General features: G+C 71.3%; 20 protein-coding genes. 17 read left to right on the forward strand and 3 right to left on the reverse strand.

Going from position 1 to position 26,680, the window contains the following annotated elements:
- The first annotated feature begins 240 nt into the window (after window positions 1-240).
- Window positions 241-2,289 carry a protein kinase domain-containing protein gene (locus ACSUPV_RS26880; protein ID WP_436949947.1) on the forward strand — a complete coding sequence of 683 codons (2,049 nt, stop codon included), beginning with the start codon at window positions 241-243 and terminating at the stop codon, window positions 2,287-2,289.
- 98 nt (window positions 2,290-2,387) lie between these two features.
- Here the strand turns inward: ACSUPV_RS26880 and ACSUPV_RS26885 are convergent, their stop codons facing one another.
- Window positions 2,388-3,875 carry an amino acid permease gene (locus ACSUPV_RS26885; RefSeq protein ID WP_037769684.1) on the reverse strand — a complete coding sequence of 496 codons (1,488 nt, stop codon included), beginning with the start codon at window positions 3,873-3,875 and terminating at the stop codon, window positions 2,388-2,390.
- 277 nt (window positions 3,876-4,152) lie between these two features.
- Between ACSUPV_RS26885 and ACSUPV_RS26890 the strand changes: the two genes are divergently transcribed.
- Together ACSUPV_RS26890 and ACSUPV_RS26895 are read left to right on the forward strand one after the other, a co-directional pair.
- Complete coding sequence (locus ACSUPV_RS26890) at window positions 4,153-4,638, forward strand: ribose-5-phosphate isomerase (protein WP_031120747.1); 486 nt, start codon at window positions 4,153-4,155, stop codon at window positions 4,636-4,638.
- Window positions 4,639-5,130: 492 nt separating this feature from the next.
- Entirely contained in the window at window positions 5,131-5,940 is an 810-nt protein-coding gene (locus ACSUPV_RS26895) for an Fpg/Nei family DNA glycosylase (protein WP_037769681.1), read from the forward strand.
- A 144-nt stretch (window positions 5,941-6,084) separates the two neighbouring features.
- Here the strand turns inward: ACSUPV_RS26895 and ACSUPV_RS26900 are convergent, their stop codons facing one another.
- Entirely contained in the window at window positions 6,085-7,335 is a 1,251-nt protein-coding gene (locus tag ACSUPV_RS26900) for a GNAT family N-acetyltransferase (RefSeq protein ID WP_436948728.1), read from the reverse strand.
- Window positions 7,336-7,497: 162 nt separating this feature from the next.
- Here ACSUPV_RS26900 and ACSUPV_RS26905 point away from each other — a divergent pair, with 162 nt between their 5' ends.
- The 14 genes from ACSUPV_RS26905 to ACSUPV_RS26970 all read left to right on the forward strand — a co-directional run bounded on the left by ACSUPV_RS26905 (window position 7,498) and on the right by ACSUPV_RS26970 (window position 25,075).
- On the forward strand, window positions 7,498-8,676 hold the full coding sequence (locus tag ACSUPV_RS26905; protein WP_031120744.1) for a PP2C family protein-serine/threonine phosphatase: 1,179 nt from the start codon (window positions 7,498-7,500) through the stop codon (window positions 8,674-8,676).
- Between the two features lie 171 nt (window positions 8,677-8,847).
- A complete protein-coding gene (locus tag ACSUPV_RS26910) occupies window positions 8,848-9,174 on the forward strand; it encodes a hypothetical protein (protein ID WP_010046599.1) in 327 nt (108 codons plus the stop codon).
- A gap of 116 nt (window positions 9,175-9,290) precedes the next feature.
- Window positions 9,291-9,605 (forward strand): pore-forming ESAT-6 family protein, encoded by a 315-nt coding sequence (locus tag ACSUPV_RS26915; protein WP_031114159.1) that lies wholly within the window; start codon window positions 9,291-9,293, stop codon window positions 9,603-9,605.
- Window positions 9,606-9,662: 57 nt separating this feature from the next.
- Complete coding sequence (locus ACSUPV_RS26920; RefSeq protein ID WP_382609444.1) at window positions 9,663-10,049, forward strand: DUF6507 family protein; 387 nt, start codon at window positions 9,663-9,665, stop codon at window positions 10,047-10,049.
- The gene (locus ACSUPV_RS26925; protein ID WP_436948729.1) at window positions 10,046-12,859 is read left to right on the forward strand and encodes an ADP-ribosyltransferase; all 2,814 of its coding nucleotides are present in this window, start codon (window positions 10,046-10,048) and stop codon (window positions 12,857-12,859) included. Before ACSUPV_RS26920 ends, ACSUPV_RS26925 begins: the two co-directional genes overlap by 4 nt.
- 41 nt (window positions 12,860-12,900) lie before the next feature.
- Window positions 12,901-13,302, forward strand: a complete 402-nt coding sequence (locus ACSUPV_RS26930; RefSeq protein WP_436948730.1) for a hypothetical protein — start codon at window positions 12,901-12,903, stop codon at window positions 13,300-13,302.
- A gap of 190 nt (window positions 13,303-13,492) precedes the next feature.
- Window positions 13,493-13,891: a hypothetical protein gene (locus ACSUPV_RS26935; protein ID WP_436948731.1), complete on the forward strand. Its 399-nt coding sequence runs from the start codon at window positions 13,493-13,495 to the stop codon at window positions 13,889-13,891.
- Between the two features lie 531 nt (window positions 13,892-14,422).
- Window positions 14,423-15,658, forward strand: coding sequence for a DUF6508 domain-containing protein (locus ACSUPV_RS26940; protein WP_436948732.1), 1,236 nt, complete (start codon window positions 14,423-14,425; stop codon window positions 15,656-15,658).
- Between the two features lie 86 nt (window positions 15,659-15,744).
- The gene (locus ACSUPV_RS26945) at window positions 15,745-16,200 is read left to right on the forward strand and encodes an HD domain-containing protein (RefSeq protein WP_031114148.1); all 456 of its coding nucleotides are present in this window, start codon (window positions 15,745-15,747) and stop codon (window positions 16,198-16,200) included.
- 86 nt (window positions 16,201-16,286) lie between these two features.
- The gene (locus ACSUPV_RS26950; protein ID WP_436948733.1) at window positions 16,287-16,541 is read left to right on the forward strand and encodes a hypothetical protein; all 255 of its coding nucleotides are present in this window, start codon (window positions 16,287-16,289) and stop codon (window positions 16,539-16,541) included.
- A 94-nt stretch (window positions 16,542-16,635) separates the two neighbouring features.
- Window positions 16,636-17,973 (forward strand): type VII secretion integral membrane protein EccD, encoded by a 1,338-nt coding sequence (gene eccD / locus ACSUPV_RS26955; protein ID WP_031114144.1) that lies wholly within the window; start codon window positions 16,636-16,638, stop codon window positions 17,971-17,973.
- A gap of 55 nt (window positions 17,974-18,028) precedes the next feature.
- Complete coding sequence (locus ACSUPV_RS26960; RefSeq protein WP_359792170.1) at window positions 18,029-19,624, forward strand: MinD/ParA family protein; 1,596 nt, start codon at window positions 18,029-18,031, stop codon at window positions 19,622-19,624.
- A gap of 50 nt (window positions 19,625-19,674) precedes the next feature.
- Window positions 19,675-23,649, forward strand: coding sequence for a type VII secretion protein EccCa (gene eccCa / locus ACSUPV_RS26965; protein WP_359792172.1), 3,975 nt, complete (start codon window positions 19,675-19,677; stop codon window positions 23,647-23,649).
- Between the two features lie 4 nt (window positions 23,650-23,653).
- Window positions 23,654-25,075 carry a DUF6177 family protein gene (locus ACSUPV_RS26970; protein ID WP_031114139.1) on the forward strand — a complete coding sequence of 474 codons (1,422 nt, stop codon included), beginning with the start codon at window positions 23,654-23,656 and terminating at the stop codon, window positions 25,073-25,075.
- A 93-nt stretch (window positions 25,076-25,168) separates the two neighbouring features.
- On the opposite strand, the gene ACSUPV_RS26975 is transcribed toward ACSUPV_RS26970, so the two are convergent.
- Complete coding sequence (locus ACSUPV_RS26975) at window positions 25,169-26,350, reverse strand: acyltransferase family protein (RefSeq protein WP_037770330.1); 1,182 nt, start codon at window positions 26,348-26,350, stop codon at window positions 25,169-25,171.
- Window positions 26,351-26,680 lie beyond the last annotated feature (330 nt).

Consider the following 26,680-nt stretch of genomic DNA (forward strand, 5'->3'; position numbering starts at 1 on the left):
TCGCCCCCCTTGCCGTCCCCCTGGGCTGCGCCTGAATTCGCAGCACTGAAAGAGGTACCACAAGATTTCGCCGCACTATCCTGGTGCGGCGCGAAGTGTGACCGTTGTGTTTCACTGGAGGCGGTCGCGGCGTCGTGGAGGGGGTGCAGCGAATTGCCGGGGAATGCGAACGGCGGCGGTGTTCCAGGGATATTGGTGACGGGGCGCTATCGCTTGGTCGAGAGTATCGGCCAGGGGGGAATGGGGCGGGTGTGGCGAGCCGCCGACGAAATACTCGACCGGCAGGTCGCCGTCAAGGAAATGCGGATCGACGGCCATGACGCCGAGGACAGCAGGACGCGCCGCGAACGCACCCTGCGCGAGGCCAGGGCCACGGCCCGGATCGACCACCCCAACGTCGTACGGGTCTACGACGTGGTCGACGAGGGCGAACGCCTGTGGATCGTCATGGAGTTGGTCGCGGGCCGTTCCCTGGAGCGGATCCTCGCGGAGGAGGGGCCCCTCGGCCCCTGCGAGACGGCCCGGGTCGGGCTCGGTCTCGTCGCGGCGCTGCGGCAGGTCCACGCGCGGGGCGTCCTGCACCGGGACATCAAGCCCGGGAACGTCCTGGTGGAGGACGCGCAGGGGCCGGCCGCGTCCGGGCCGGCCGCGTCCGGACGGGACGGCAGGGGCTCCGGCAGGGGGCGGCGGATCGTCCTCACGGACTTCGGCATCGCCGCGATCCAGGACGCCAAGGCGCTGACGATGGTCGGGATGCTGGTCGGCTCGCCCGACTACATGGCCCCCGAGCGCATCTCCGGCCGGCCGCAGGGCCCGCCGTCCGACGTCTGGTCCCTCGGCGCGACGCTCTGCGCGGCCCTGGGCGGCCGCTCCCCCTTCTCCCGCGACACCACACTGGCGACCCTGCACGCGGTCCTCTACGAGGAGCCCGACCTGCCTGCCGCGGCGGGCCCCTTGCGCGACATCCTCACGGCCCTGCTGGAGAAGGACCCGTCGACCCGCCCGACCCTGGAGGACCTGGAAACGGCCCTGGAACCGGTGGCGTTCCCGTCACCGACGCCCACGGTGGTGGTGGGGACGCCGGAGGCGGGGCCTGTACAGGAGTCCCAGCTCGTACCGGAGCCGGAGTGGGGACGGCAGGTGGAGCCGGGGCTCGAGCCGGAGTTGGGACCGGAGATGGAGCCGGAGCCGGGACTGGAGCCGGAGCCGGAGCCGGGACTGGAGCCGGAGCCTGTTCCGGGCCCGAATCCCGAGCCCCGGCCCGAGAGCGTACGCGGCAGCCGAGCCGTACCCGACCAACCCGACCAACCCGACCAACACCCCCTGCGCGAAGGGCCCGCCCAGCAGGCCGCAGCACCCCCGACCACGCCACCGCAGGACTCGCGACCCTCCGCCCCACCGGACCCCCGCCGACCCGCGCCGGTCCCGGAGCCGACACCCCGCCGACACCCGGGCGGCCCCACACCCCTCACCGCACACGCGAAAGCCACCGCGCACACCCGCCCGGCCGGAAGCAGTGCCCCCACCACCACTCACCCCGGCACGAGCAGCCCCGTCTCCCTCACCCGCGCGCGGACGGAGACCGAACGCCGCCCCCGCTCCACGCCGACACCGGAACCCGCCCCCGTGCCCCCGGGCGAACTCCCCGGCCCCACCACGCTCCGGCCCCGCTCCGGAGCCCGTCGCCACCGCCGCAACGTACTCGCCGCCGTGGCGGCCACCGTCGCGACCGCCGGTGCCGTCGTAGGGATCCTGCTGGCGACGTCATCCGGCTCGCCGGGCGGCAACGACACCCGCGCCGGCTCCTCGGCATCCGCGTCCCCCACCCCCTCACCCACCGTCGAGGGCACTGCCAGGCCGCAGACCCTGCCGCCCGGCACCCACCGAGAGGCGGGCGGCTTCGCCTGGACCACCCCCGACGGCTGGCGGCGGGACGTGAAGACGGGCGCGGAGGTGCACTACACCTCCCCGGACGGCACGCAGGAACTGGTCGGCAAGTCCTCCCTCGCCCGCGGCGACCTGCTGGAGACCTGGCAGACCTCGGAGCGCAACGCCCACCAGGGCCAGGACTACCGCAAGGTCCGCCTGGAGGAGACGACGTTCCGCGGGCACCCGGCGGTGGTCTGGGAGTACACCTTCACGCTGGAGGGCGTCCACTGGCACGCCCGCCTGCTCGGCTTCAACGTGAAGGGCAAGTCGTACCAGGTCAACACCTGGTACGACTCCGGCATCGAAACACAGGCCCTGCGCACCTACGACAAGGTCAAGGACAGCTTCACGGTGCTGTAGGGCAACGGAAAGGGCCTGCGGCGCGCGCCCCGAGGGCAACACGCGCCGCAGGCCCACCCGTGCCCACCGTTCACCGGGAACGGCGAGCACTCGAAGGCTCAGCCGGTCGAGACCTCGTCCCGGGTCTCGACGGCGTCGGCGTCGGCGGCGGCCCGCCGCCCCCCGCGCACCTTCTCCTTCACGAAGGCGATGACGAGCACCACCGCCGCGACGAGCAGCGACAGCAGGATGGTGGAGCGTCCGTCGTGCTCGGTGTCGGTCAGCATGTAACCGAGGATGAACACGATCAACGCGGCCGTGGCCCAGGTCAGATACGGGTACAGCCACATCTTCACGACGAGCTTCTCCGGCGCCTCCGCCTTGATGATCTTCCGCATGCGCAGCTGGGAGAAGCAGATCACCAGCCACACGAACAGGGCGACCGCGCCACTGGAGTTCACCAGGAACAGGAAGACGGAGTCCGGGAACTTGTAGTTGAAGAACACGGCGACGAAGCCGAACGCCACGGACGCGAGGATCGCCGTGCGCGGCACGCCGTTGGAGGTCGTGCGGGCGAAGGACTTCGGCGCGTCCCCGCGCTGGCCGAGCGAGAAGGCCATGCGGGAGGCGGTGTAGAGACCGGAGTTGAGGCAGGACAGCACCGAGGTCAGCACGATGAAGTTCATGATCTGCCCGGCGTGCGGGATGCCGAGGGAGTCGAGCGCGGCGACGTAGGAGCCGTCCTTGGTGATGGACTTGCTGTCCCACGGCAGCAGGGCCACCACGACGAAGATCGAGCCGAGGTAGAAGACGGCGACTCGCCAGATGATGCTGTTGGTGGCCTTGGTGACGGCCTGCCGCGGGTTCTCCGACTCGCCGGCCGCGAGGGTGGCGATCTCGCTGCCCATGAAGGAGAAGACGACGAGCAGCACACCGGTGAGGATCGCCCCGGCCCCGTTGGGCAGGAAGCCGCCGTGCTCGGTGAGGTTGCTCAGCCCGGCCTGCTCACTGTCCACGCCCGGCAGCAGCCCGAAGACGGCGAGCCCGCCGATGACGATGAACGCGGCGATGGCGACGACCTTGATCCCGGCGAACCAGAACTCGAACTCGCCGTAGGAGCCGACGGAGACCAGGTTGGTGGCGGTCAGCACCACCATCACGATGAGCGCCCAGCCCCACTGGGGCACGGCGGGTATCCACCCCTCCAGGATCACGGCTCCGGCGGTCGCCTCCACCGCCAGCACGACCACCCAGAAGAACCAGTACAGCCAGCCGATGGAGAAACCGGCCCAGGGCCCGAGCGCCCGGTCGGCGTGCGCGGAGAACGATCCGGAGGTCGGGTTGGCCGCCGACATCTCGCCGAGCATCCGCATCACCAGCACCACGAGCGTGCCGACGAGGGCGTACGACAGCAGGATGCCGGGACCGGCGGTGGCGATGCCGGAGCTGGACCCGACGAACAGGCCCGCCCCGATGACACCGCCGATGGCGATCATGGACAGATGTCGGTTCTTGAGCCCGGCCTGCAGCCCGGAGCCGTGCGCCCCGGGTTCTCCGGGGCCTTCGCGATCGTTCTCGGTGTTCTTCATCGTCGGCTGCGAGGTCATGGAACGGATTTCCTTTGCGCCGGGGGCTGTACTTCCGTACGGAACCGCACGCGCCGTACGAACGGGGTGTGTCGCGGCATCACGGGGTACGGGAGCTCGTACGAGCGGTGTACGAGCCGGTCCAGTGAATCGGAGGCGAATGTATAGGAGAACCTTTGAATCCAGATTGTTACTTGAGGTTTTCCTGAGCTTCCGTAATGCGGCTCACATTCGCCTCACGTTTTCATGAGCGCCACCCCGCGCGCCTTCCCCGAAACACCCGTGTCACACTCATCCCATGCGCGTGTACCTCGGCTCGGACCATGCGGGCTACGAACTGAAGAACCACCTCGTCGAGTGGCTGAAGGAGGCGGGTCACGATCCCGTCGACTGCGGCCCCCACATCTACGACGCCCAGGACGACTACCCGCCCTTCTGCCTCCGTGCCGCGGAGCGGACGGCCGCGGACCCCGACGCCCTCGGCATCGTCATCGGCGGCTCCGGCAACGGCGAGCAGATCGCGGCGAACAAGGTCAAGGGCGTCCGCGCGGCCCTCGCCTGGAGCGAGGAGACGGCGGCGCTCGGCCGCCAGCACAACAACGCCAACGTCGTCGCCGTGGGCGCGCGCATGCACACACAGGACGAGGCGACGAAGTTCGTCGAGGTGTTCCTCAACACCCCGTTCTCCGGTGACGAACGTCACATCCGCCGGATCGACATGCTCGCAGCGTACGAAACGACGGGCGACCTCCCCCCGATCCCGCCGCACCACCCGCAGCAGTAGAACCCGAGCGACTGGGGAACCACCGCCGCCTGGCGGTCCGACCGCCGAGAGGGGCCACACCCGATCCAGACGCGGAGCACGACTCGGGAGCGGGGCAGGGCCCCCAGCCCTTGTCCGGGCGAGGGGCCGCGACTTGGGAGGGCCGCAGGGTTGCTATCCCTGTACGGGCGCGGGGCACGCGAGTCGGGAGGGGTGCAGGGCCCGCAGTCCCTGTCCGGTGCGGGGGGGGGGCGACTCGGGCAGGGCGCAGGGCCCGCAGTCCCATCCGATCCGGGTGTGGGACACCGGCCCCGAGAGGGGTGCAGGGGACGCAGTCCCCGCCGGGGTGCGGGGCGGAGCCCCGCGTGGGTCCGGCCCCTTGTCCGACCGTGTTGGGCGGGTGGGTGGGCGAGGCCCCCGGGGTCCGGGGCGGAGCCCCGGGCGGGTTCAGCCCTGGAACCGACCGTGTTGGGCGGGTGGGTGGGCAAAGCCGTAACGACAACAGGGAGCACCGTGCCGGAAGGCCACACCATCCACCGCCTCGCCCAGGACTACGCCACCGCCTTCCTCGGCACCACTCCCCGGGCCACCAGCCCCCAGGGCAAGTTCACCCCCGCCGCCACCCTCCTCACCGGCACGGAACTCACCCACACGGAAGCCCACGGCAAACACCTCTTCCTCGGCTTCCGCGCAAACGACTGGATCCACATCCACCTCGGCCTCTTCGGCAAGGTCACCTTCGGCCCGGCCCCCGAGCCGCCCCCCACCGACACCGTCCGCCTCCGCCTGGCCAACGACACCACGTACGTCGACCTCCGCGGCCCCACCACCTGCGCCCTCATCACGCCCCCGGAGAAGCAGGCGATACACGACCGCCTCGGCCCCGACCCCCTCCGCGACGACGCCGACCCGGACACCGCGTACCGCCGCATCACCCGCAGCCGTACGACGATCGCCGCCCTCCTCATGGACCAGAAGGTCATCGCCGGCGTCGGAAACGTCTACCGCGCGGAGGTCCTCTTCCGGCACCGCATCGACCCGTACCGCCCCGGCAGGGACATCACCCCCACCGAGTGGCACGCGATCTGGACCGACCTGGTCGACCTCATGCGCGAGGGCGTCCGCAACAACCGCATCGACACCGTCCGCCCGGAACACACCCCGGAGGCGATGGGCCGCCCGCCCCGCGTGGACGACCACGGCGGCGAGGTGTACGTCTACCGCAGGGCCAACCAGCCCTGCCACATCTGCGGCGGCGAGATCCGCACCGCCGATCTCGCCGCCCGCAACCTCTTCTGGTGCCCGACCTGCCAGCGCCCCTGACCGCCCCACGCCCCGCCGCCAAGCACCCGGAACCCCCGGCGTAAAACCGCCCCCGACGCCAAGCGCCCCGACGCCAAGCGCCCCGGCGTCAAGCGCCCCGACGCCAAGCGCCCCGGCGTCAAGCGCCCTGAACCGCCCCCGGCCTCAGAAACCGTGCTGCAACCACGGCGCCACGCCGCTGCCGAACGCCGTCGAGGCCTCCGCCAACGCCCCCCGCCGCAGCTCCCGCACCCGCCCCGCCGCCCCCAACGCGGCCAGCGACACACCCCCGAGATACGCCGCACCCAACTCCCGCACCGACAGCGCGAGATCCGCCGCGTCCGACGTCCGCTCGCAGGACGCCCCCTTCACGTCACCGCTGAGCCGCCAACGCCCCGCGTTCCAGGGGCAGAACGCGTCCTCCACCTCGAACACCACATCCACCGGCGCCTGGTACGTCCGCGACTCCAGCGCGGCCCCCACCTCCACCGGCCGGACGTACAACGAGTCCCGCACCCAAGGCCGGCACCGCCGCGGGTCGGACACCAGGTACTGCCACGCGTCGTCCACCGGCCGCCCCCGCACCACCAGCGTCGACGTCAGGTCGATGTCGAACAGGAACCGCCAGAGCGCCGCGTCCGCCGCGGGATCCAGCGCGGCCGAGTCCTGAAGGACCACCGAACCGTTGGGCCCGGCGGTCTCCCAGACCGGCTTGACGCGGTAGCGCGCGTACCCCACCGTCTCGCCGTCCCGCTCGGCGACCACACACTGCAGCGGCGACGCCCCGTCCCGCGCGCTCTCCGGATCGAGCAGCCCGAGCCGCTCCCAGCCGGGCAGCCGGGCCAGCATCCCGGGCCGCCGCGGAACCAGCCGCGCACACACGGCCTCGCACGCGTCGAGGACATCGGCCGGAACCGCGTACCGCACGCGTACGTCGTCGGCGCCGGGCGGCACCGACAGCCGCACCCGGCTCGTGTCGATCTCGGCGTTCACCTGGAACGTGGCGGCGCCGTACCCGAACCGGCCGTAGATCGCCGGCTCCGACGCCGTCAGCACCGCCAGCGGCTCACCCAGGGCCCGGACGTCGTCCAACTGCCGCCGCATCATCGACGTCAGCACCCCGCGCCGCCGGTGCGTGGCGGCCACGCTGACCATGGTGACGCCCGCGGCCGGCACCGACGCGCCGCCGGGCACGGTGACCCGGAAGCTGAACGCCCCGGCCGTCCCCACGCACTCGTCGCCGTCCCAGACACCGAGGGAACGGTCGAACTCGGTCAGCGAGTTCCACAACTCCCGCTCCTCGGCGGCCTCCGGCACCCCACCGAAGCCCCGGAGCAGGGTGTCGTACCACTTGTCCCAATCATCCCGCGCCAGTACCCGGAGGCCGGACGAAGAGCCGCTCGCGTCAGTCGCCATGGGCCATGCCTACCAGCGCGATGCGGGACGAGCGAGGGAATTTCTCCCAGGCGGCGGCGCGGCGGCGCGCGGTGAAGTTCACTGTGAAGTCGGCCCTCCGACGGGGGACAAGTGGGACCTCCCGTGCCAAGGGGCTGGTCCGATGGATAGGGTCCCGAACTAATGGCATCAGGACGAGAGCGGCGCGCGGAAGCCGAGACGTTCACGGCCCGGTTGAAGAAGCAGTGGCACCGGGCCCGCGTCGGCGTGCGCCGAGCCGCCGTGGACTACTTCCGCGGCGACGGCTCGGACTGGATCGCCCTGGCCGGTCTGCTCCTGACCATCCCGCTGATCGCGACGGCGACGCTCGTGAACCCGGTGTGGTTCTCCCCGGCCGCCCTGGTCATGCCGGTCGTCGTGGGCGGCCTGCTGCTGCGCCCCGCGAGCCTGCTCGGCCTGTACGCGGCGTCGGCCACGGCGCTGATTGTGGAGTCGGTGCGCCTCGGCCCGTACACGGAAGGACCCTCCCGGGTCACCCCGGGCGTGGTGCTCGTGGTCGCGGCCTGCGGTTTCTTCGGACTGCTGCTGGCCCAGTTCCGCAGCCGGGTCGGCGTCCCCTGGCGGCGCGGCGGCACCATGCTGTTCGACCTGCGCGAACGCATCCGGGTGCAGAGCAAGCTGCCCGGCCTCCCGGACGGCTGGCACCGCGAGATGGCACTGCGCCCGGCGGGCGGCCAGTCCTTCTCCGGCGACTTCGTGGTGGCGGCCCGCACCAACGGCGGCCGCACGCTCGAGGTCGTCCTCACCGACGTCTCCGGCAAGGGCATGGACGCGGGCTCCCGCGCCCTGCTCCTGTCCGGCGCGTTCGGCGGTCTGCTGGGCTCCCTCCCGCCGCACGCCTTCCTCCCCGCCGCCAACGGCTATCTGCTGCGCCAGGACTGGGACGAGGGCTTCGCCACCTCCATCCACCTGGTCCTCGACCTGGATTCCGGCGACTACGAGCTCTACTCCGCGGGCCACCCGCCGGGCCTCCAGCTCAGCGCCGGCACCGGCCGCTGGGAGGAGAAGGCGGCCGAGGGCCCGCTCCTCGGCGTGTACGACGGTGCCCAGTTCGACCCGGTGAAGGGCTCCCTACGGCCGGGTGACGTGCTGATGCTGTTCACCGACGGCTTGGTGGAGACCGCCGACCGCGACATCGTCGAGGGCATCGACCGCCTCACCGGCGAGGCCGACCGCTACGTCGCCGGCGGCTTCCACGGCGCCGCCTGGCACCTCATCGAGGCCGTGGCCAAGGACGTCAACGACGACCGGGCCCTGCTGCTGATCTGCCGAGAGGGCCCGACGGCCGCGTCCGCCCGCTGACGCACGGACTGACCGACCCATGGTTCGGTCATGATTGTGTGGTGCTTCTGTGACTGAACCGGACCCCGATTGCACAGGCAACTGTCGTGTTGATAGAGATTGTTGACGAGACTTGACGACGACCGGAAGCGGTCGCCGCGATGGCCCATACGGGGGAGGCGAGTTAGCGCGATGAAGTTCGACATGGGCGCGCAGACGCTGTCGACGTTGCAGCGTGATACGCGTGGTTCGACGGACGACCTGGGTGGTCTGGTCCGGCAGTTGGTGGCGGCGGCGCAGCCGTTGGAGGGTAAGTTCAACGGTTCGGGTCGTGTGATGTTCGACCAGTTCAAGGCGCGGGCGGACCGTATCGCGTCGGATCTGAACTCGTCGCTGTCGGCGATCCTGGGCGGTCAGTCCGGGATGGACTCGGCGTTCTCCTCGGGTGACCAGGAGCAGGGCGACAACGCGCGTCAGCAGATGTCGGCGGCGAACTTCGACGCCGCGCGTTTCCGCTGAGTTCTTCCGGCGTTTGAGCGCTGTCGGCGTGTGAGCGCTGTGAGCGCTGTGAGCGCTGTGGGTGTTGCGCCGGTTCGGTTTCTGGTTGTGTTTCGTTTCTCGGGGAGTGGTGTGTGATGGCGGGTGCGGGTTCGGATCGCCGGTCGTATGACACGGGTGCGTCGGCGGATGCGCAGTCGAACATCCAGGGGGTGATCGGCCGTCTGGAGTCGCTGATCACCGAGCGTGACAAGCAGGTGAAGGCGGCGATGGCCGACTTCACGGCGGATGGTGTGGCGGATGAGTACCACGGCAAGGAACAGCGGTGGAACAACGCCTCGCAAGAGGTGAAGAACATTATTCATCTGCTGAAGACGACGCTGGAGAAGAACGACGGCACGGCGCAGTCGACGATTCAGCGTGCGAAGGCGGCGGTGGACAACATCGGCTGAGTCTGCCGCTGTTGTTCTGTCAGGTTGTTCGTTGATTGTGCGTGACGGGGGTTTTCGGTGCCCGGCTGGGATTTGAAGCCGCAGGGTATTTCGCATGTGCTGAAGACGACGGGTGAGGCGGCGTCGAAGCTGGAGAAGTACGCGACGGCGTTCGGTGAGCATCTGACGTCGGCGGCGTCCAGCGCGGGCACCGTGTCCGCCGAGGGCGGTGGTGAGGGCGGCGAGAAGGCGCAGGGCGGTCTGGTGGCGCTTGCGTTGTCGCAGTTCGCGGAGCGTGCGACGAAGGATCTGAAGTTCGTCGCGGCGCGGGCGGGTAAGTCGTTGCAGGGCGCGGTGGATGCCACGACGGCGTATCTGAACGGTGATGAGGAGATGGCGGCGGAGGCGCAGCGCAAGACGCTGCAGGCTCCGGTGGTGGATCTGCCGGGAGTCGGTAAGCGGTGATCCAGCCGGAGAAGATCCCCCAGTTCACCGGAAATCTCGAGCAGCTGGAGACGGACTACGCGGATCTGAAGAAGGACGCGGGTCATGTCCGGGATGCCGGTGGTGACATCCACTCGCGGTTCCAGGGGTTGTCGGCGTTCTACCACGCTCCGGAGGCGGAGCAGCTGTTCGCGACGACGAAGCCGGTGAAGGAGAAGGCGGACGCCTTCGCCGACGACCTGGAGAAGGTCTCGGGCGCGCTGTCGTCGTACGCCACCGAAATCCGTCCGCTGGTGGCGAAGCTGAAGCAGCTGAAGACGGACGCGGCGGCCTTCGTCTCCTCCGTTAAGGATGATGACGAGTGGGAGTACGACGAGGACAAGGTCGACGAGCACAACAAGCTGCGTGATGAGATCACCGCGACGGTCGCGGCGTTCTGGGCGGCGGAGCGGACCTGCCACAACAAGATCACTGCGTTGTGGGGCGGGACGCAGATGGTGGCCGGGGATGGTTCGGACAAGAAGAACCAGTACGGCTTCAACGCCGAGGACATGAAGAACGCGAAGCTTCCCTGGGGTGACCCGGTGGAGGAGAAGCACCACTGGTACGAGGTCGGCCACTGGGTGAAGTCGTTCGTGTGGGACGGCCTGATCGTGGACGGTGTCTGGGGCACGATCAAGGGCCTGGGCACGCTGGTGGGCTTTGGCGGCTGGGAGGCGATGGGGCAGGCGTGGAAGGGCCTGGCCCAGCTGGCGACCGGTCTGGTCATCACGGCGATTCCCGGGGCGCAGGCGTGGTTCTGGACGGCGTCGGACAAGGACATGCCGTCCTGGCTGCGTGACTCGCGCACGGCGATGAAGGAAACCGGCAAGGCGCTGGTGGCGTGGGATGAGTGGGGCAAGAACCCCGCCCGCGCCGCGGGTGCGGTCACTTTCAACGTCCTGACGACGGTGTTCACCGGTGGTGCGGGTGCGGCGGCCTCGGGTGCGGGCAAGGCGGGCGCGGTCGCCAAGGCACTGTCCGTGGCGGGCAAGGCGGGCCGGGTGATCGACCCGATGACCTACATCACCAAGGGCGCGGGCGCGGGTCTGTCGAAGATCGGCGACATCACCAAGGGCCTGAAGGGTGTCGGCAACATCGACATCCCCACGCTCCCCGACGGCTCGGTCCACCTCCCCGACGGCCATCAGCTGGCCCCGAACGGCAACCTCGTCGCGCCCAACGGCACGATCGACACGACACCGGTTCCCCACGGCACCACCCCGACGACCCCGCACGGCACCACCCCGACGGTTCCGAACGGCACCACCCCGACGCTTCCGGCCCACTGGACGACGCAGGGTGCCCAGACACCGTCGTACGCCGGGGCCGCGACCCACGGCGGCGTCGACGGAGCCGCGCACGCGGTGGACAACGCGGCCAACCCGGGCCACTACAACACGCCCCCCACGGCCCCGATACACACCCCGGGCGGAGCCTTCGACCCGACACCGGCTCCCTCCACGTACGACCACACACCGACCGGCGCGCAACACGGCCAGCCCCCGTCGGCGTCCCCGTACGGCCAGGCCCCGTCCGCGTCCCCCTACGGCCACGCTCCTTCCGGCTCGCCGTACGGCCACGCGCCGTCGCCGGGCACGTACGATCACGCACCGGCCCCGTCGGCGTACGACCAGGCACCTCCGCCGTCGGCGTACGACACGACCCCGACGACCGCGCCGCACACGGGCGGTCACCCCGGGGCGGGGACTCCGTGGTACAGCCAGACGACGGGCGCCAACCCGGTGCACGACGTCCCGCCGGCGCCGCACACGGGCGGTCCCGACGTCCCCGGCAGCGGTGCTCACCCCGGCTCCTCGACGCCGTGGTACCACCAGGCCACCGGCCCGGCGAACCACGCCCCGACCGCGCCGCACCCGGGCGGCCCCGACGTCCCCGGCACCGGCGGCCACGGCCCGGGCCACGACGCTCCCGGCACCGGTCATGCCGACGACGCCTCGCACGGCGTTGGTCATGGGGACGAGGGTGCCGGTCACGCGGACGACGCGGCGCACGTCGGCGACCACGCCGGCATCGGGGATGCTGCTGCGCACCAAGGCATCGACGCTTCGGGGCATCAGAGTGCGGATATGCCGGGCGGCGGGGCCGGGGAGCCGTTCGAGTACAAGCCGCACATGTCGGCGGACGACTTCGGCAACCTGGCCACCGACGCGGAGAAACACGCGGTGGCCACGGCCGAACTCGCTCGCGGCACGAACCCCGCACCCAGTGTCAGTAACGAAGCGGGGCTGGCGTATGGCAATGCATACTGGAACAAATTCCTGGACGACCTGCCCCCCGAGTCGTGGGAGGCGCTGAGGACCTACAGTGGCAACGAGTACACGCTGATCAACAACCATTTGCGCTTCGGGCACGAACTGGACGCCTCGCTCAAGCATGCCATCGACGAGATGGACAACGTCATGGGCGCACGTCCCGTCCCCGAGGACGTCATGGTCGTGCGCGGCACAGGGGTCGACCACATCAGGATCGACGGTCAGCCGCTGAAGTCACCGATGGAAATGGAGGGCGGCGTGTTCGACGACAAGGCGTTCACCTCCACGGCACTCGGAAAGACGCCGCCGCCCCCGTTCGACTCCAATCCGGTGTGGATGCACTGGCGAGTGCCAAAGGGCACCCCCGCCCTCTGGATCGACCACCTCTCCAAGAACCCGGGAGAACGCGAGCTGCTCCTTGCCAAGGGCTCCGAGTACAAGGTGACGCGCGTCTTCCAGGACGCCATGGGCAAGTGGCACGTATACGGGGAGATCCTGCCGAGGCCCAAGCCGTAGCCTCAGGACCGATCACCCCGAGCGAGAGGAATGTGGACACCATGAGCGGTGAACGACCGATCAACCCGCGCTTCAACGAGGACGTGCACCTCAACCTCGTGTCGGGTCCGCCGCGATACCGGAATCACACCGACAAGCCGGTGCGGTATTTCACTGTGGTCGACAAGGAGAACGGTGCAGTCCTCGGTTACGTGTGGGCCGGTGACGAGGACAACGCCGCTGCCTGGGAACCGCGACAGGCCGGCGGCCCCCGTGCGGCGAATGAGGGTGGCTTCTGGATTCGTCGGCTGCGCAGTGCCAAGGAGCGGGGCCTTCTTCCGTCTCAGGCACTCGCTGAGTTGCTGGCCGACCCGGAACCTGCCGGCAAGGGCCGTGGCCTCCCGGGGTCTCTCACCGACGCTCCGAACGCCGCTGCCGTCGAGACTTTGGCGCAGAGTGAGTAAAGGAGAGCCGATCAGTTCGCTCTTCGAGGGAGACCTGCGGTTCAGCAGGTGACGGGCCCAGCGGGCGAAACAACATGGACGACGCGGTTGGCTGGGTCGTGCCGCCGATGCGGCTGGCCAGCGCGCTCCCCCAGACCTCCTCGACGAACTGGCGTCCGGGGAGGGGTGCACGGCCAGGAAGGGCACCATCATGAGCTGGGAACCGTATGTGCCGCCGCGGGTGACCGAACCACTGCCGTGGGAGGAAGTCGACGGCCCACCACGCTATGCCAGGACCACCGACAAGGCGGTGCAGTACGCAGCCGTCGTGGACCGAACCGGCACGGTCCTCGGCTATGTGTGGGTGAACGACGAGGACGGTGCGGCTGGATGGCAGTATCGCCGGGCGGGTGGCGACGAGGCGTTCAATATGGGTGCCTTGTGGGCCGCCGAGTTTCATGAGGCGAAGCGGCAGGGCCTCGCTCCCTCAGCCGCGCTCGCGAAGATGACCCGTGAGTTCGGCCCGGAGGACCCCAGCCGTATCGCCCCCGGCTCCCTCGCGGAGGCGCCGACCCTGCAGACCGTCAAAGACCTGGCCACCAAGAGCTGAGTCGCCGCACCTTGGAGAGCGCTGCGTGATCAGCGAGCATCCGACGAACCGCGCTTCACGTGCCCGGGAGCGAAACAGTGAGCAGTGAGCAACCGATCAATCCGTGCTTTGCCGAAGACCTGTGGTTCCGGGAGGCACCGGGCGGTCCGCCGCGGTACCAGGACTGGATGGACAGGCCGGTGCAGCACTTCACGGTCGTCGAGAAGCAAGGGGGAGCGGTCCTCGGCTACGTATGGGCGAGCGACGAGGGCGACGCTGCCGCGTACGAACCACGAAGGGCCGCCGGGAGCCGGGGGGTGGATGAAGGCATATCCTGGATCAGCCGGTTGCGTGCGGCCAGGAAGCGTGGTCTCCGTCCGTCCGAGGCCCTCGCCGAGTTCTTGGCCGACCCGGAACCGGGCGGCAGGGGCCGCCCCCTGCCAGGTTCCCTCACCGACGCCCCCAGTGCCGCAGCCGTGGAGGCCCTCGCCGCAGGCGACCGGCCGACAGCCGGCCGATCCGCCTCCGAATGAGGATCCACGAGACAACGGCATGACCAACCCCGTCCACTACATCACCGTCACCGCCCTCGACGGTGAGGTGATCGGATACGCCTGGGCCGAGGCCGGCGCCGACGACGTCGACTGGATCATGCGGAGGGCGAGCAGCGTCAGCGCCTACGAGGCGAGCACGGAGTGGTACAACCGGATCCGGGAGGCCCGGGAACGCGGCCTCACGCCCCTCGGCGTGCTCCACCTGCTCAGTCACGAACCCGGCGTCGGGCCCGTCACCGAGGCTGCCGACGCCGCCGCCGTCGAGGAACTGGCCCGCGTCGTCACCCCGGCCGACGACCAGCGCCTCCTCGCCCAGCTCGACCGCGACGACGCCGAGGCGTGGCGGGAGCTCGCCGAGGCCTTCGACGCGCTCACGGACGAGGACCGGGACGTGGAGTGGGGCGGTGGGCAGAAGTCGCCGAGCGGTGCCATCCATGTACCGTTCCCCAAGTACAGCAAGGGGGTGTTCCGGGCCGTCGACGCCCTCCGCGGCGTCGGTGCCGTCACCCCCGAGCACCGCTGGATGGACAACCCCGTGCCCACGCTCCCCGCGGAGGGCGGGCTGCGGCCCGCCGACGCCGTACGGGCCGCCACCGCCGTGGTGCGCGGGGAGAAGTTCTGCGACGGGACCATCGACGAGGCCCTCAAGAGCGGCCTCCTGGACGCCGTCGCCGACTCCCTCCGCGCCTGGTACACCGACCCTCGCGCCGCGAAGCCGACGGAGTCCGCGCACCCCGCGAAGTCCGCGCAACCCGCTGAGCCCCCGGCCGACGCCCCGCACCACAGCGGTCGGAACCGCCGCCTCCCGCATGCGGACCTCCCGGAAGCCCCGGATCCGTCCCTCCCCATGTGCAGGTTCTGCGGAGGTTCTCCCGCCGCGGACGTCGTGTTCCGCGCGCACCGCGGCCTCGTCGTCCTCATGGGGTTCCGGAAGACGGACGGTCCGATGTGCATGACCTGCGGGCTGGCCGTGTACCGCGCGCTGACCACCCACACGCTCGCCTGGGGCTGGTGGAGCCCCCTGTCCCTCTTCGTCTTCGCGCCGTTGACGCTGGTCCGCAACGTCCTGGCCGTGCGCCGGGTCAAGGCGCTCCCCGCGCCGGGGCCGGGCACGCTCGGCCCGCGCTACGACCCGGGCGTACCCGTGCGGCGACGGCCCCGGGCCTACATCGCGCTCATCCCCGTGCTGTGGGTGCTCTTCATGATCGTGACAGGGCTGTCGGGCGGTGTGTGAAGACGTGTGGGGGGAGCCCCGCACCCCGGTTGTACGCGTGGCGTGTTCGTGTCTTATGTTGCGGGAGCGAAGCTAGGGGGGATCGCATGCCGCAGGAGATGAGTCTCGCCGAGGTCGAGGCCGTCGCTCGCACCGCGCACGCCGGGCAGACGGACAAGGCCGGGCGGCCGTACGCCGAGCATCTGTCGGCCGTCGCCGACGGCGTGCGCGCCCGGGGCGGCAGCGACGAACTGGTGGCCGCCGCCTGGCTGCACGACGCGCTGGAGGACGGCGTCCTCAGCGAGGAGTGGCTCGACGCGGCCGCCCTCACGCAGCACACCAAGGACGTCGTACGGGCCATGACCAAGCGGCCGGAGGAGGAGCCGGAGGCGTACGCCCGCCGGATTCTGGACACCCCGGGCGCCCGGCTGGTCAAGGCGGCCGACCTCGCGCACAACGCCGACCCCCACCGCCTCGCCGCACTCGACGAGCACACCGCCCGGCGGCTCACCCGGAAGTACGCCGTCATGCGGAAGCGCCTGGGCCTGGCCCCGGACGACTGACCACGCATCAACAAGGCACAGGACGACTGAATGGCACGGGACTACGACAGCCAGCTGCTGGAGTCGGTGGCGGTGCGCGGCGCCGGATGCGCGACGCGCTGCTGTTCGGCACGCAGCGCGCGCGACGGACGGCGGACGAACGGTTCGGCAAGGTCTTCGCGGGTATCGCGATCGCCGCCGTGCTGTGCGCCGGCTGCATCGGCTGGTCCTTCCTCCAGGCCACGCTGGCGAAGCAGAAGGCCGAGGAGAAACAGCAGCGGCAGCAGCAGGAGCAGCAGTACGCCCCGACGCCCGGCGCCTCCGCGAGCGGTGCCGGCGGCAAGGGTGCGGAGAAACAGTGAACGGGGTGTGCGCGGCCGACGCGAGCGGATCGGAGCGCGGCCGTGGCGGAAAAAACGCGATGATAGGTTCCGGTGAGTGGTGAGCGCAGCAACGATGTCTCGGACCCAGCTGAGCCGGGTCACCCTGATCGGCGAGCGACGACGAGCCGACCTGGTCCTGCCGTCGGACACACCGATCGGCCAATTGCTTCCGGACATACTCCAGTTGCTGGACGACCGGGCCGCCACCCGGCCGACCACTCGACAGCTGATCACCTCCGACGGTTCGGCGCTGCCCCATGACGCGACGCTGGCGTCGGCCGAGGTGCCGGACGGCGCCGTGCTCCGCCTCGTCCGGGCGCACGCCGCACCGCCGGCGCCCGTCGTGCACGACGTCACCGACCAGGTCGCGGACGACCTCGATCTGAGGACCTGGCGCTGGCGCCCGGCCGCCCGCCGCATCAGCGCCGGCGTGGCCACCGTGGTGTTCGCCGTGGCCGCGGCCGTCCTGGCCCGGCAGGAGTTCTCCCTGGAGGCCGTCACCACGGGGCTCGTGGTCGTCACCGCCCTGTTCCTGATCGCCGGCGCGGCCATCGCCCGGATCGGCCAGGGCAACCAGGGCCTGGCCACCGCGCTGCTGCTCGCCGCCGGCGGGCTCGGCCTGCTGACCGCCTGGACCGCCGCCGACGCCTACGACTGGGGCGGCACCGCCCGGATGGCCGGTATCGCCGCCGCGCTCGTGGTCACCCTCGTGCTGCTGGCCTACTGCTCGCCGCTCGGCAAGGGCGGCCTGATCGGGGCCGGGGCGATCGTGGTGATCGCCCTGGTGTGGGAGGCCGTCGCCCTCCTCCAGGACCGGGCGGACCGGATCGGCGCAGTGATGGCCGTGTTCTCCATCGTCCTGCTCGGGCTGCTGCCCCGGTTCGCGCTGATGGCCTCAGGACTCACCGCCCTGGACGACAAGCGCTCCACGGGGACGTCCGTGAGCCGCCACCAGGTCGCCAACGCCCTCGCCGCCACCCACCGCGGGCTCGCCCTCGCCACCATCGTCACCGCGGCCTCGGCCGCCCTCGGTGGCTGGATGCTGACCACCGCGAAGGAGCCGACCGTCTGGACGGTGGGCCTCGCCTCGCTCGTGGCCGTCGTCCTGCTGTCCCGGGCACGGGCCTTCCCCCTGGTCGCCGAGGTCGTGGCGCTGTTCGCGGCGGCCACGCTGCTCGTCGTACGGCTCGCGGTGCTGTGGCTGGACCACGCCGGGGGAGTCGGCGCGCTGGTGCTGCTGGGGGCAGCGGCACTGCTGCCGCTGCTGGTCCTGGGCATCGAGCCGCCCGACCACGTCCGGGTGCGGCTGCGCAGGTTCGCCGACCTGATCGAGTCCCTCGGCGTGATCGGGCTCTTCCCGCTCGCCATCGGGGCGTTCGGCATCTACGGGCAGCTGCTCAACAAGTTCTGAGGCTTCGAAGACCAGACGCCCACCCTGTCGCTCCCGCGGAACGACACGGCGGGACGTGGCAGGAGAGAAGGGCGACATGCCGAGCGGGGACAACTGGCAGAACGACGTGCTGCGGGATCTGAGGGGCGGCACGCCCCAGCAGCCGCAGCAGACGTCCCAGCAGCGGGACCGGCAGCAGGCGGCGGCACAGCAGGCGGCCCCGCAACAGGGACAGGGGACGGAGGCGCAGCAGGCGCACGCCGCCCAGGGTCAGGGGCAGGCACAGGGGCCGGCCCCGGCCTACGGCTACCCGCAGCAGTACCAGCAGCCCACGACCGCCGAGCAGCAGCACGCGCAACAGCAGGCCTACGCCGAGCAGTACGCCGCCGCGCAACGGCAGGCCTACGCCGCGCAGGGGCAGCAGCAGTACGCCGACCCGGCCTACGCCCAGCAGGCCTATGCCGAACAGCAGGCCTACGCCCGGCAGCAGGCCTACGCCGAGCAGCAGCGGCAGGCGTACGCCGAGCAGCAGCAGCAGGCGTACACCGAACAGCAGCAGGCGTACACCGAACAGCAGCAGCACCAGCACGCCCAGCAGCAGGCCTACGCCGCGCAACAGGCGTACGCCGAACAGCAGGCCTACGCCGAGCAGCAGGCCGCCCCGCGGGAACAGCAGCAGGCCGCCCCGCAGGAACAGCCGCAGCAGTACGCGCAACCGTCCCCCGCGCCCCGCGCGCGCGCCTCCCGCGCCACCCCCGACAGCCGCCCGGTCGTCGACCAGAAGCTCGTCGGCGCGGGCAAGGGGCCCCGGCGGGGGGAGCCGTTCGCCGCGCGCGCCCTGCGGGCCGTACGTCGTACCGTCTCGTCCTCCGCGGCCCGTGAGGTCGCCGAGACCACCGCGACCGCCGAGATCCTCCAGCAGCCGGTCACCACCGGCCGCCAGATAGCGGTGACCTCGATCCGCGGCGGCTCGGGCAAGACGACGGTCGCCGCGCTGCTGACCGCCACCTACGCCCACTACCGCCAGGACCCCGTCCTGGCCGTCGAGGCCGACCCGGCGCTCGGCTCGCTGCCGCTGCGGCTCGGCGCGGAGAGCCTGCGCTGGACCACCGGCGATCTCGCCGACGTCGTCGAACCGCAGATGACGCTCCTCGACATCACCGGCTACCTCGTGCAACTGCCCGAGAACGCCTGGCTGCTGCCCGGCAGCCAGGGGCAGGTCGGGGCCATGCTCGACACCAAGGGCTACGAGCGGATCATGGTGGCGATGCGCCGCTACTTCGGCGTGACCGTCGCCGACTGCGAGACGCTGCCCGCCGAGGTCGCCCGCACCGCCCTGTCCGCCGCCCAGGCCCGGATCCTCACGGTCCCCGCGACGCTGGAGGGCATCGCCAGCACGCACGCGGTCCTGGAGTGGATGCGCGGGCTGCCCCGGGACATCACCACCTCCACCGTCGTCGTGCTCACCGAGACCGTGCCGCACCTCGGCATCGACCTGGAGAAGGCGGCCGAGCAGCTGAAGGCGACGGGGGCGAGCGTGCGGGTCCTGCCCTACGACCGGCATCTGGCGGCCGGCGGCACCATCCGCACCGAGCTGCTCGCGCGGGACACCAGGGAGGCCGCCACCCGCCTGGCGGCGGAGGCCTTCCAGCTCTCCCACAAGCGCCGCTGACCCTCCCGCACACGAAGGGAACCCAGGACCGACAGGACAGGTCAACCACGATGAGCACCCGACTGATCCACCGGCCGGCCCGGACCACCAGGCCCCCGGCCGCCCCCGAACCGCGCACCATCGAGGCCCCGCCCAACCTGCCCGACGGCAAGACGGGCTCGGTCGCGACCTCGCTGCTGCCCGTCGCCGGCGTGATGTCCTCCGTCGTGATGATGACGGTCGTGCGCAACAGCCAGTTCGCGGGGCTGGGCGCGATCATCCTCCTCGTCACCGTCATCGGCTCGCTCGTCATGCTCTTCTCCCAGCGCGGCAAGGCCCAGCGCACCCGCCGCACCCAGCGCGAGGCCTACCTCACCTACCTGGAGGACCTGCGGGAGGAGCTGTCGAAGGAGGAGCGGGAGCGGCGCGAGAGCACCCAGGTGCTCAACCCGCCGCCGGACGCGCTGTACGACGTCGTGCGCGACCCCGCCCGGCTGTGGGAGCGGCGCCGGCTCGACGCCGACTTCCTGCGCGTCCGCGTCGGCACCGGCGAGATGCCGGTGCGCGACCTGAAGGTGGCCCCGCCCGGATCCTCCGTGCTCACCCCGCCCGACGAGTTCATGCTGAACGAGGCCTCCGCCCTGGTCGCCCGCTTCGCCAACGGCACCGAACTCCCGCTCACCGTCCCGCTCGACCGCGTCGGCAACATCACCGTCATCGGCCGGCGCGAGGACACCCTCCGCGTCGCCCGCGCACTGATCGCGCAGGCCGCCGCCACCCACGCCCCCGACGACGTGGCCATGGCGCTGGCCGTGCCCGGCGACCGGATCGCCGACTGGGAGTGGGCCAAGTGGCTGCCGCACCTGCTCGACCCCGAGCAGTTCGACGGCCCCGTCGCCGCCCGCCGCATCGCGCCCTCCCTGCCCCAGCTGGCCCGGCAGATCGGCCCCGAACTCCGTCGCCGCGCCTCCTACGCGGCCGAGGTCCGCCGCGGCCTGTCCGGCAAGGACGCCCTCGCCATGACCTCCCGGCTGCTCGTCCTCGCCGACGCGCACGGCGCCGACGCGGTGGACCTGCCGCGCCCCGACGACGCCGTGGGCCTGCGGGACATGAGCGTCACCGTGCTGCACCTGCTCGACCAGCGCGTGCAGGAGCCCGGCAGCGTCGGCGTGCGCATCACCGTCGACGGGGAGCGCGTCGTCATCGAGGACCTGCGCGAGAAGGAGCCGATCAGCGCCCACGGCACCGTCGACGAGATCGGCGTCCCCTTCGCCGAGGGCCTCGCCCGGATGCTCGCCCCGCTGCGGCTGTCCGCGGAGTCCATGGTCGACGCCCCGCTCACCGGCCCGGTCGACTTCGCCCAGCTGCTCGGCATCGACGACGTGGCCGAACTCGACCTCCACCGGCTGTGGGCGCCGCGCGGCGAACGTGCCTTCCTGCGCGTGCCGATCGGCGTCAGCGACGCCAAGGAGCCCGTCCTCCTCGACCTGAAGGAATCCTCCGAACTGGGCATGGGCCCGCACGGCCTGTGCGTCGGCGCCACCGGCTCCGGCAAGTCGGAGCTGCTGCGCACCCTCGTCCTCGCCCTGGTCGCCACGCACCCGCCGGAGGACCTGGCCATGGTCCTCGTCGACTACAAGGGCGGCGCCACCTTCGCCCCGTTCGCGCACCTGCCGCACGTAGCCGGTGTCATCACCAACCTGGAGAACCAGGCCGGCCTCGTCGAGCGCGTCCACGCCTCCCTCGCCGGCGAGGTCAAGCGCCGCCAGCAGGTCCTCAAGGACGCGGGCAACGTCGCCGACATCGGCCACTACGCCGCGCTGCGCGCCGAGAAGCGCCCCGACCTGGAGCCGCTGCCGCACCTGTTCGTCGTGATCGACGAGTTCGGCGAACTCCTCACCGCCAAGCCGGACTTCATCGACCTGTTCCTGTCCATCGGCCGGATCGGCCGGTCCATCGGCGTGCACCTGCTGCTGTCCAGCCAGCGCATCGAGGCCGGCAAGCTCAAGGGCCTGGAGACCTACCTGTCGTACCGGCTCGGGCTGCGCACCTTCTCCCCGGACGAGTCCCGCACGGTCCTGGACACCACGGACGCCTTCCACCTGCCCCCGCTGCCCGGCTTCGGCTACCTCAAGGTCGACACCAGCCACTACGAGCGGTTCAAAGCCAGTTACGTCTCCGGCGCCTACCGCGGCCCCGTCCAGCACGAGGAGGAGGACACCGGGCCGCTCGCCCTGGAGTACCAGGCCTACAACACCCTCGGCCAGGGGGACTCCGAGGCGCCCGAGGAGCCGCAGATGCGGCGCCGGGAGACCGGCCCCACCGAGATGGGCGTGATGATCGACCAGCTGGAGCGGTCCGGTGCCCGCGCGGTGCGCCAGATCTGGCTGCCCCCGCTGCCCGCCGCGGTTCCGCTCGACAAGGTCGCCGGACCGGTGCAGGTGGGTCCGCGCGGAATGCAGCTCGCGGGGCGCCGCGGCCCGCTCCAGGTGCCGCTGGGCACGATCGACGACCCGACGAAGCAGTGGCAGGGCCAGTGGTACCTGGACCTGACGCTCGCCGGCGGTCACGCCGCGATCATCGGTGGCCCCCAGTCCGGCAAGACCACGCTGCTGCGCACCCTCGCCCTGTCGCTGGCGCTCACCCACACCCCGCAGGAAGTGGGTGTCTACGGCCTGGACCTGGTCGGCGGCGGCCTGCAGGCCCTGTCGGGGCTGCCGCACGTCGGCGGCATCGCCGGCCGGGCCGACCGGGAGCGCGCGGCCCGCACCATCGACTCGGTGCGCGCCATGCTCGACCAGCGCGAGGAACTGTTCCGGGTGCACGGCATCGACTCGCTGGAGCAACTGCGCACCCTGCGCGCCGCGGGCCGGGTGCCCGAGCTGGCCAGTACCGAGATCGTGCTGCTCATCGACGGCTTCGGCGCGCTGCGCGACGACTTCGAGGAACTGGACGACCCGGTCGTCGACATCCTCAAGCGGGGCAGCGGCTACGGCATCCACGTCGTCGCCGGCATGCTGCGCTGGAACGACGTGCGCATCGCCACCCAGTCCCAGTTCGGCACCCGCGTCGAACTGCGGCTGAACGACCCGAGCGAGTCCAGCATCGACCGCAAGCTCGGCGAGACCCTCTCGCCCGAGGAGAAGGGCCGCGTCCTCACCGACCGCAAGCTCTTCGCCCAGGTCGCCCTGCCCCGCACCGACGGCCTCGCCGACACCGCCGACCTCGGCGCGGTCCTGGAGACCACCGCCCGGCAGATCCGCGCCACCTGGACCGGCGAGGTCGCCCAGCCGGTGCGCGTGCTGCCGCACGTGCTGGAGGCGCACCAGCTGCCCGGCCCGGCCGGCGAACCGCGCCGCGTCCCGGTCGGCCTGGACCAGACCCAGCTGGCCCCCGTGCTGCTCGACCTGTTCCACCACGACCAGCACCTGCTGATCATGGGCGACAGCGAGTGCGGCAAGACCAACCTGCTCAAGGTGATCGCCCGCAGCCTGATCGAGCGCTACGGGGACAAGGAGCTCGTCTTCGGCGTCTTCGACCCGCGCCGGGGCCTGCGCGGCGTCATCCCGGAGGAGTACCGGGGCGGCTACGCCTACAACACCAAGCTGTGCGCCGGCCTCGCCGCCGGCATCGCCTCCGAACTGGAGAAGCGGCTGCCCGACGACACCGCCGACGGCGCCGACCTGGAGCCGGGCAGCTTCTCCGGCCCGCGGATCGTGATCCTCGTCGACGACTACGACGTCCTCACCACGGCGGGTCAGCAGCCGCTCGCGCCGTTCGTGCCGTACATCCCCTCGGCCGTCGACATCGGACTGCACTTCGTCCTCACCCGCCGCGTCGCGGGCGCCTCCCGGGGCCTGTACGAGCCGCTGCTGCAGAGCCTGCGCGAGTCCGGCGCCTCGGCGCTGGTGATGTCGGGCGACCGCAGCGAGGGGCAGCTGTTCCCCGGCGTGTACGCCGGTCCGCAGCCGCCCGGCCGGGGCGTGCTGGTCCGCAGGGGCGAACCGAGCCGGCTCATCCAGACCGTCTACGAGGGGACGAGGTAAACGCGTGACGAAGGATGTCATCGCCCTCACGAAGAAGATGCCCGACCCGCTGAGCGTGCTCGCCGGCCTGCTCTCCGGCGGGCCGGACCTGCTGGCGGGCGCCGAGGGCGAGGGAGCCGTGGTGCAGCTCTGCGACCAGCAGGGCCGCCCGCTCGTCTCCGTCGAAGCGCCGCTGCTCGTGCAGGTCAGGGGAGAGGCCGAGCGGCTGCTCGGGGCGCAGGAGCCGGAGGTGCCGTACTGGTGGACCGAGGCCCGGGCCACCACCGGCGTCCAGGAGGCCGAGGAACTCGCCGGGACGTTCGCCGCCCGTATCGCCACGCTGGTCGGCGGGACGGCTTGGCCGCCGCAGGCCGCCTGGTCGATGGCCGTGGTCAAGACGGACGGGATGACGGTGGCGCCGGCGCCGGCCGCCGCCCAGCCGGCCGTGGACGTGCTCACCGACAAGGTCGCCGTCGTCATCCAGGACCGTCCCGTGGTCGCGATGACGGCCTGGCTGTCGGACGCCTTCCGCGCCGCCGGGAACGCCGGCCTGGGACTCCAGATCGTCACCCCCGCGGGGACCCGCCTCTCCCCGGCGGTCCGCAACAGCCTGCCGGGCTGGCCCTCCCGCTGGGTGGTGCAGGACGACCGGGACGGCTACTACGACGGTCTGACCGGCGCGGTCCTCCAGTGGAGCAACGGCCTGTTCGCGACGGTCGAGTCACCGGAGGCGACCCCGGAGGACCCGCGCACACCCGTCGCCGCCTCCTTCCGGGAGGGCACCCAGGACACGGGCGAGCGCCAGCTGGCGATCTCCTTCCGCACCGTCCACCCGGCCGACGACCGGCTCGTTCTCGGCGGCGCCGTGGAAGCCGTCTGGCGGGACGTCACCGGTGAGCCGCCGGCGGGCTGGGGCACCGAGGAGCCGGCCAACCTCCCCTGGTCGCTGCGGCAGTTGACCGACGTGGCCCACGAGCGGGCGCCCGAGCCGACCTGGCTGGTGGTCGTCGGCACGCCGGAGCGGCCGGGCCTCGCGACGGTGCGCATCACCCGGACGAAGGGCGGCGTCGAGGAGGACGTGACGCTGGCCTTCGGCTACGGGCCGGGCGAGCAGATCCCGGCGGACGCCGTGGTCGCCGCCGCGGAGAGCCTCGCCACCCGGCACGACCTGCAGTCGATGCTGGTCCAGATCCGCCGGGCCCGCCGCGACCTGTCCGTCCCGGCCCACTTTGAAGGCCCCGGCGTGCCCTACGCGTTCGTGCTGGGCGCCGAGGAGGTACGCGAGATGCCGGGTGACCGGGCCCGCCGCACCCCGCTGCCCGAGGCGCCCCGGGAACTGGGCCCGAAGACCCGCCCGGCGCTGTACTACCCCTTCCGGGGCGACCCGTCGGACCTGTCGGGTTGGCAGGACTTCGAGCGCTTGATGAGGCACCTGAAGGGCAGCTAGAACCGAAGCCGACAGCGAAGGGCCCGCACTCTCCGACGAGTGCGGGCCCTTTGGCGCGTGCGGTCACGGGGGTCAGCCCACGGCTGCGGCGGGTCAGCCCACGGCCGCCTTCTCGCGCTCGCGCCGCTCGGCGCTCTGGCGCTCGCGGGCGAGTTCGGCCGCGTCCCGCTTGAAGGCCCACTCCATCTTCGGCTCCATCGCGAAGCGGAACACGCGCTGCACCGGCTTGGTGCACAGCACTGTCACGACGGCGGCCGCGAGCAGGGTCACGAGGATCTCACCGGTCGGCTTGTGCAGCCAGGCCGCCTCGAACCAGCCCTGGTAGTCGCCGGCCTTCACCAGGAAGCCGTGCAGCAGGTAGCCGTAGAGCGTGCCGGCGCCGAGGGCGGTGAACCACATGTGGCGGCGCGGCACCCAGGCGAAGAAGCACGCGGTCAGCACCAGGGAGCAGCCGAACAGCGCGAGCACCATGACCGGGCCGGTCCACCACGGGGCGCCCAGCTCCTGCGCGGAGTCGCGGTGGTAGAACCACGCGGTGTTCATGCGCGGCACCGCCCACCAGCTGACGGCCAGCGCCGCCGCGAAGACGGGCACCGAGGCGATCCGCACCGAGCGGCGGCGCACCATGTGGAAGTGCTCCGGCTTCATCTGCAGGCCCAGCACGAAGAACGGCAGGAACTGCAGGACGCGCTGGAGGTCGAGGTCGTCGCCGATGGAGGGGCTGATGGTCGCCAGCATGGCGAGGCCGAGCGCGAGCGGCAGCGGCCAGCGCGCCAGCTTCCAGATGGGCGTGGTCAGCCGCCACACGAACAGCGCGACCAGGAACCAGGTCAGGTACCAGGGGTCGAGGAGGCTGATCTCCTGGTGCGGATCGTTGTCGATCCACCGCTTGAAGAGCGGGTAGGCCGTCTCGAAGACGATGTACGGCACGGCGACGCCGGTGATCAGGCGCTTCAGCCGGTCGGGCCGCATGTCGAAACTGCGCGAGAAGTAGCCGGAGATGATGATGAACGCCGGCATGTGGAACGCGTAGACGACCTGGTACGCGGCCTCGAGTATCCGGCTGTCGCCCTTGAGCGGCTCCCAGGCGTGGCCCATGGCCACCAGCACGATCGCGAGGTACTTCGCGTTGTCGAAGAACGCGTCGCGCTGCTTGCCGTTCTGCTTCTTCTGCGGGCTCTGCGGCGAGCGAGGGCTCGGCACTCCGTCGGCCGACGACCGGGCCGGGGGGAGTGGCGCCTTGCGGTCGCCGTTCGGTCGCAGCGAGTTCGTCACAGACCCTCCCACCAGGAGCTCGGGGAGACGATCCGGGACCTCGCTGCGCTTGCGGGGGACGAGGCAGCGTGGAACATCTGAGGCACCCTAGCGTTCCCTGCGGCTATTCGTAAAACGCCGGACGTGATTCCTGGCTATTCGCTCTGGGTACCCCGGATTTCGGGTAGTTGACGTCGCGGCCGACGTGATGACCGACACAGGTACGCCAGTGGATTGTGCCCCTCAGGTGCGCCCCTCTTGTCATGACACTTCCGGACTAAGCAACGCATAAGACCAGCAGGCGACTCCGGTGGAATGTCCGCTTCCGCGGTCTTCGGGCCCTGTTCGCAG

Origin of the sequence: Streptomyces sp. SudanB52_2052 (assembly GCF_964272415.1) — a bacterium.
In the GTDB taxonomy this organism is placed as follows: Bacteria; Actinomycetota; Actinomycetes; order Streptomycetales; family Streptomycetaceae; genus Streptomyces; species Streptomyces olindensis.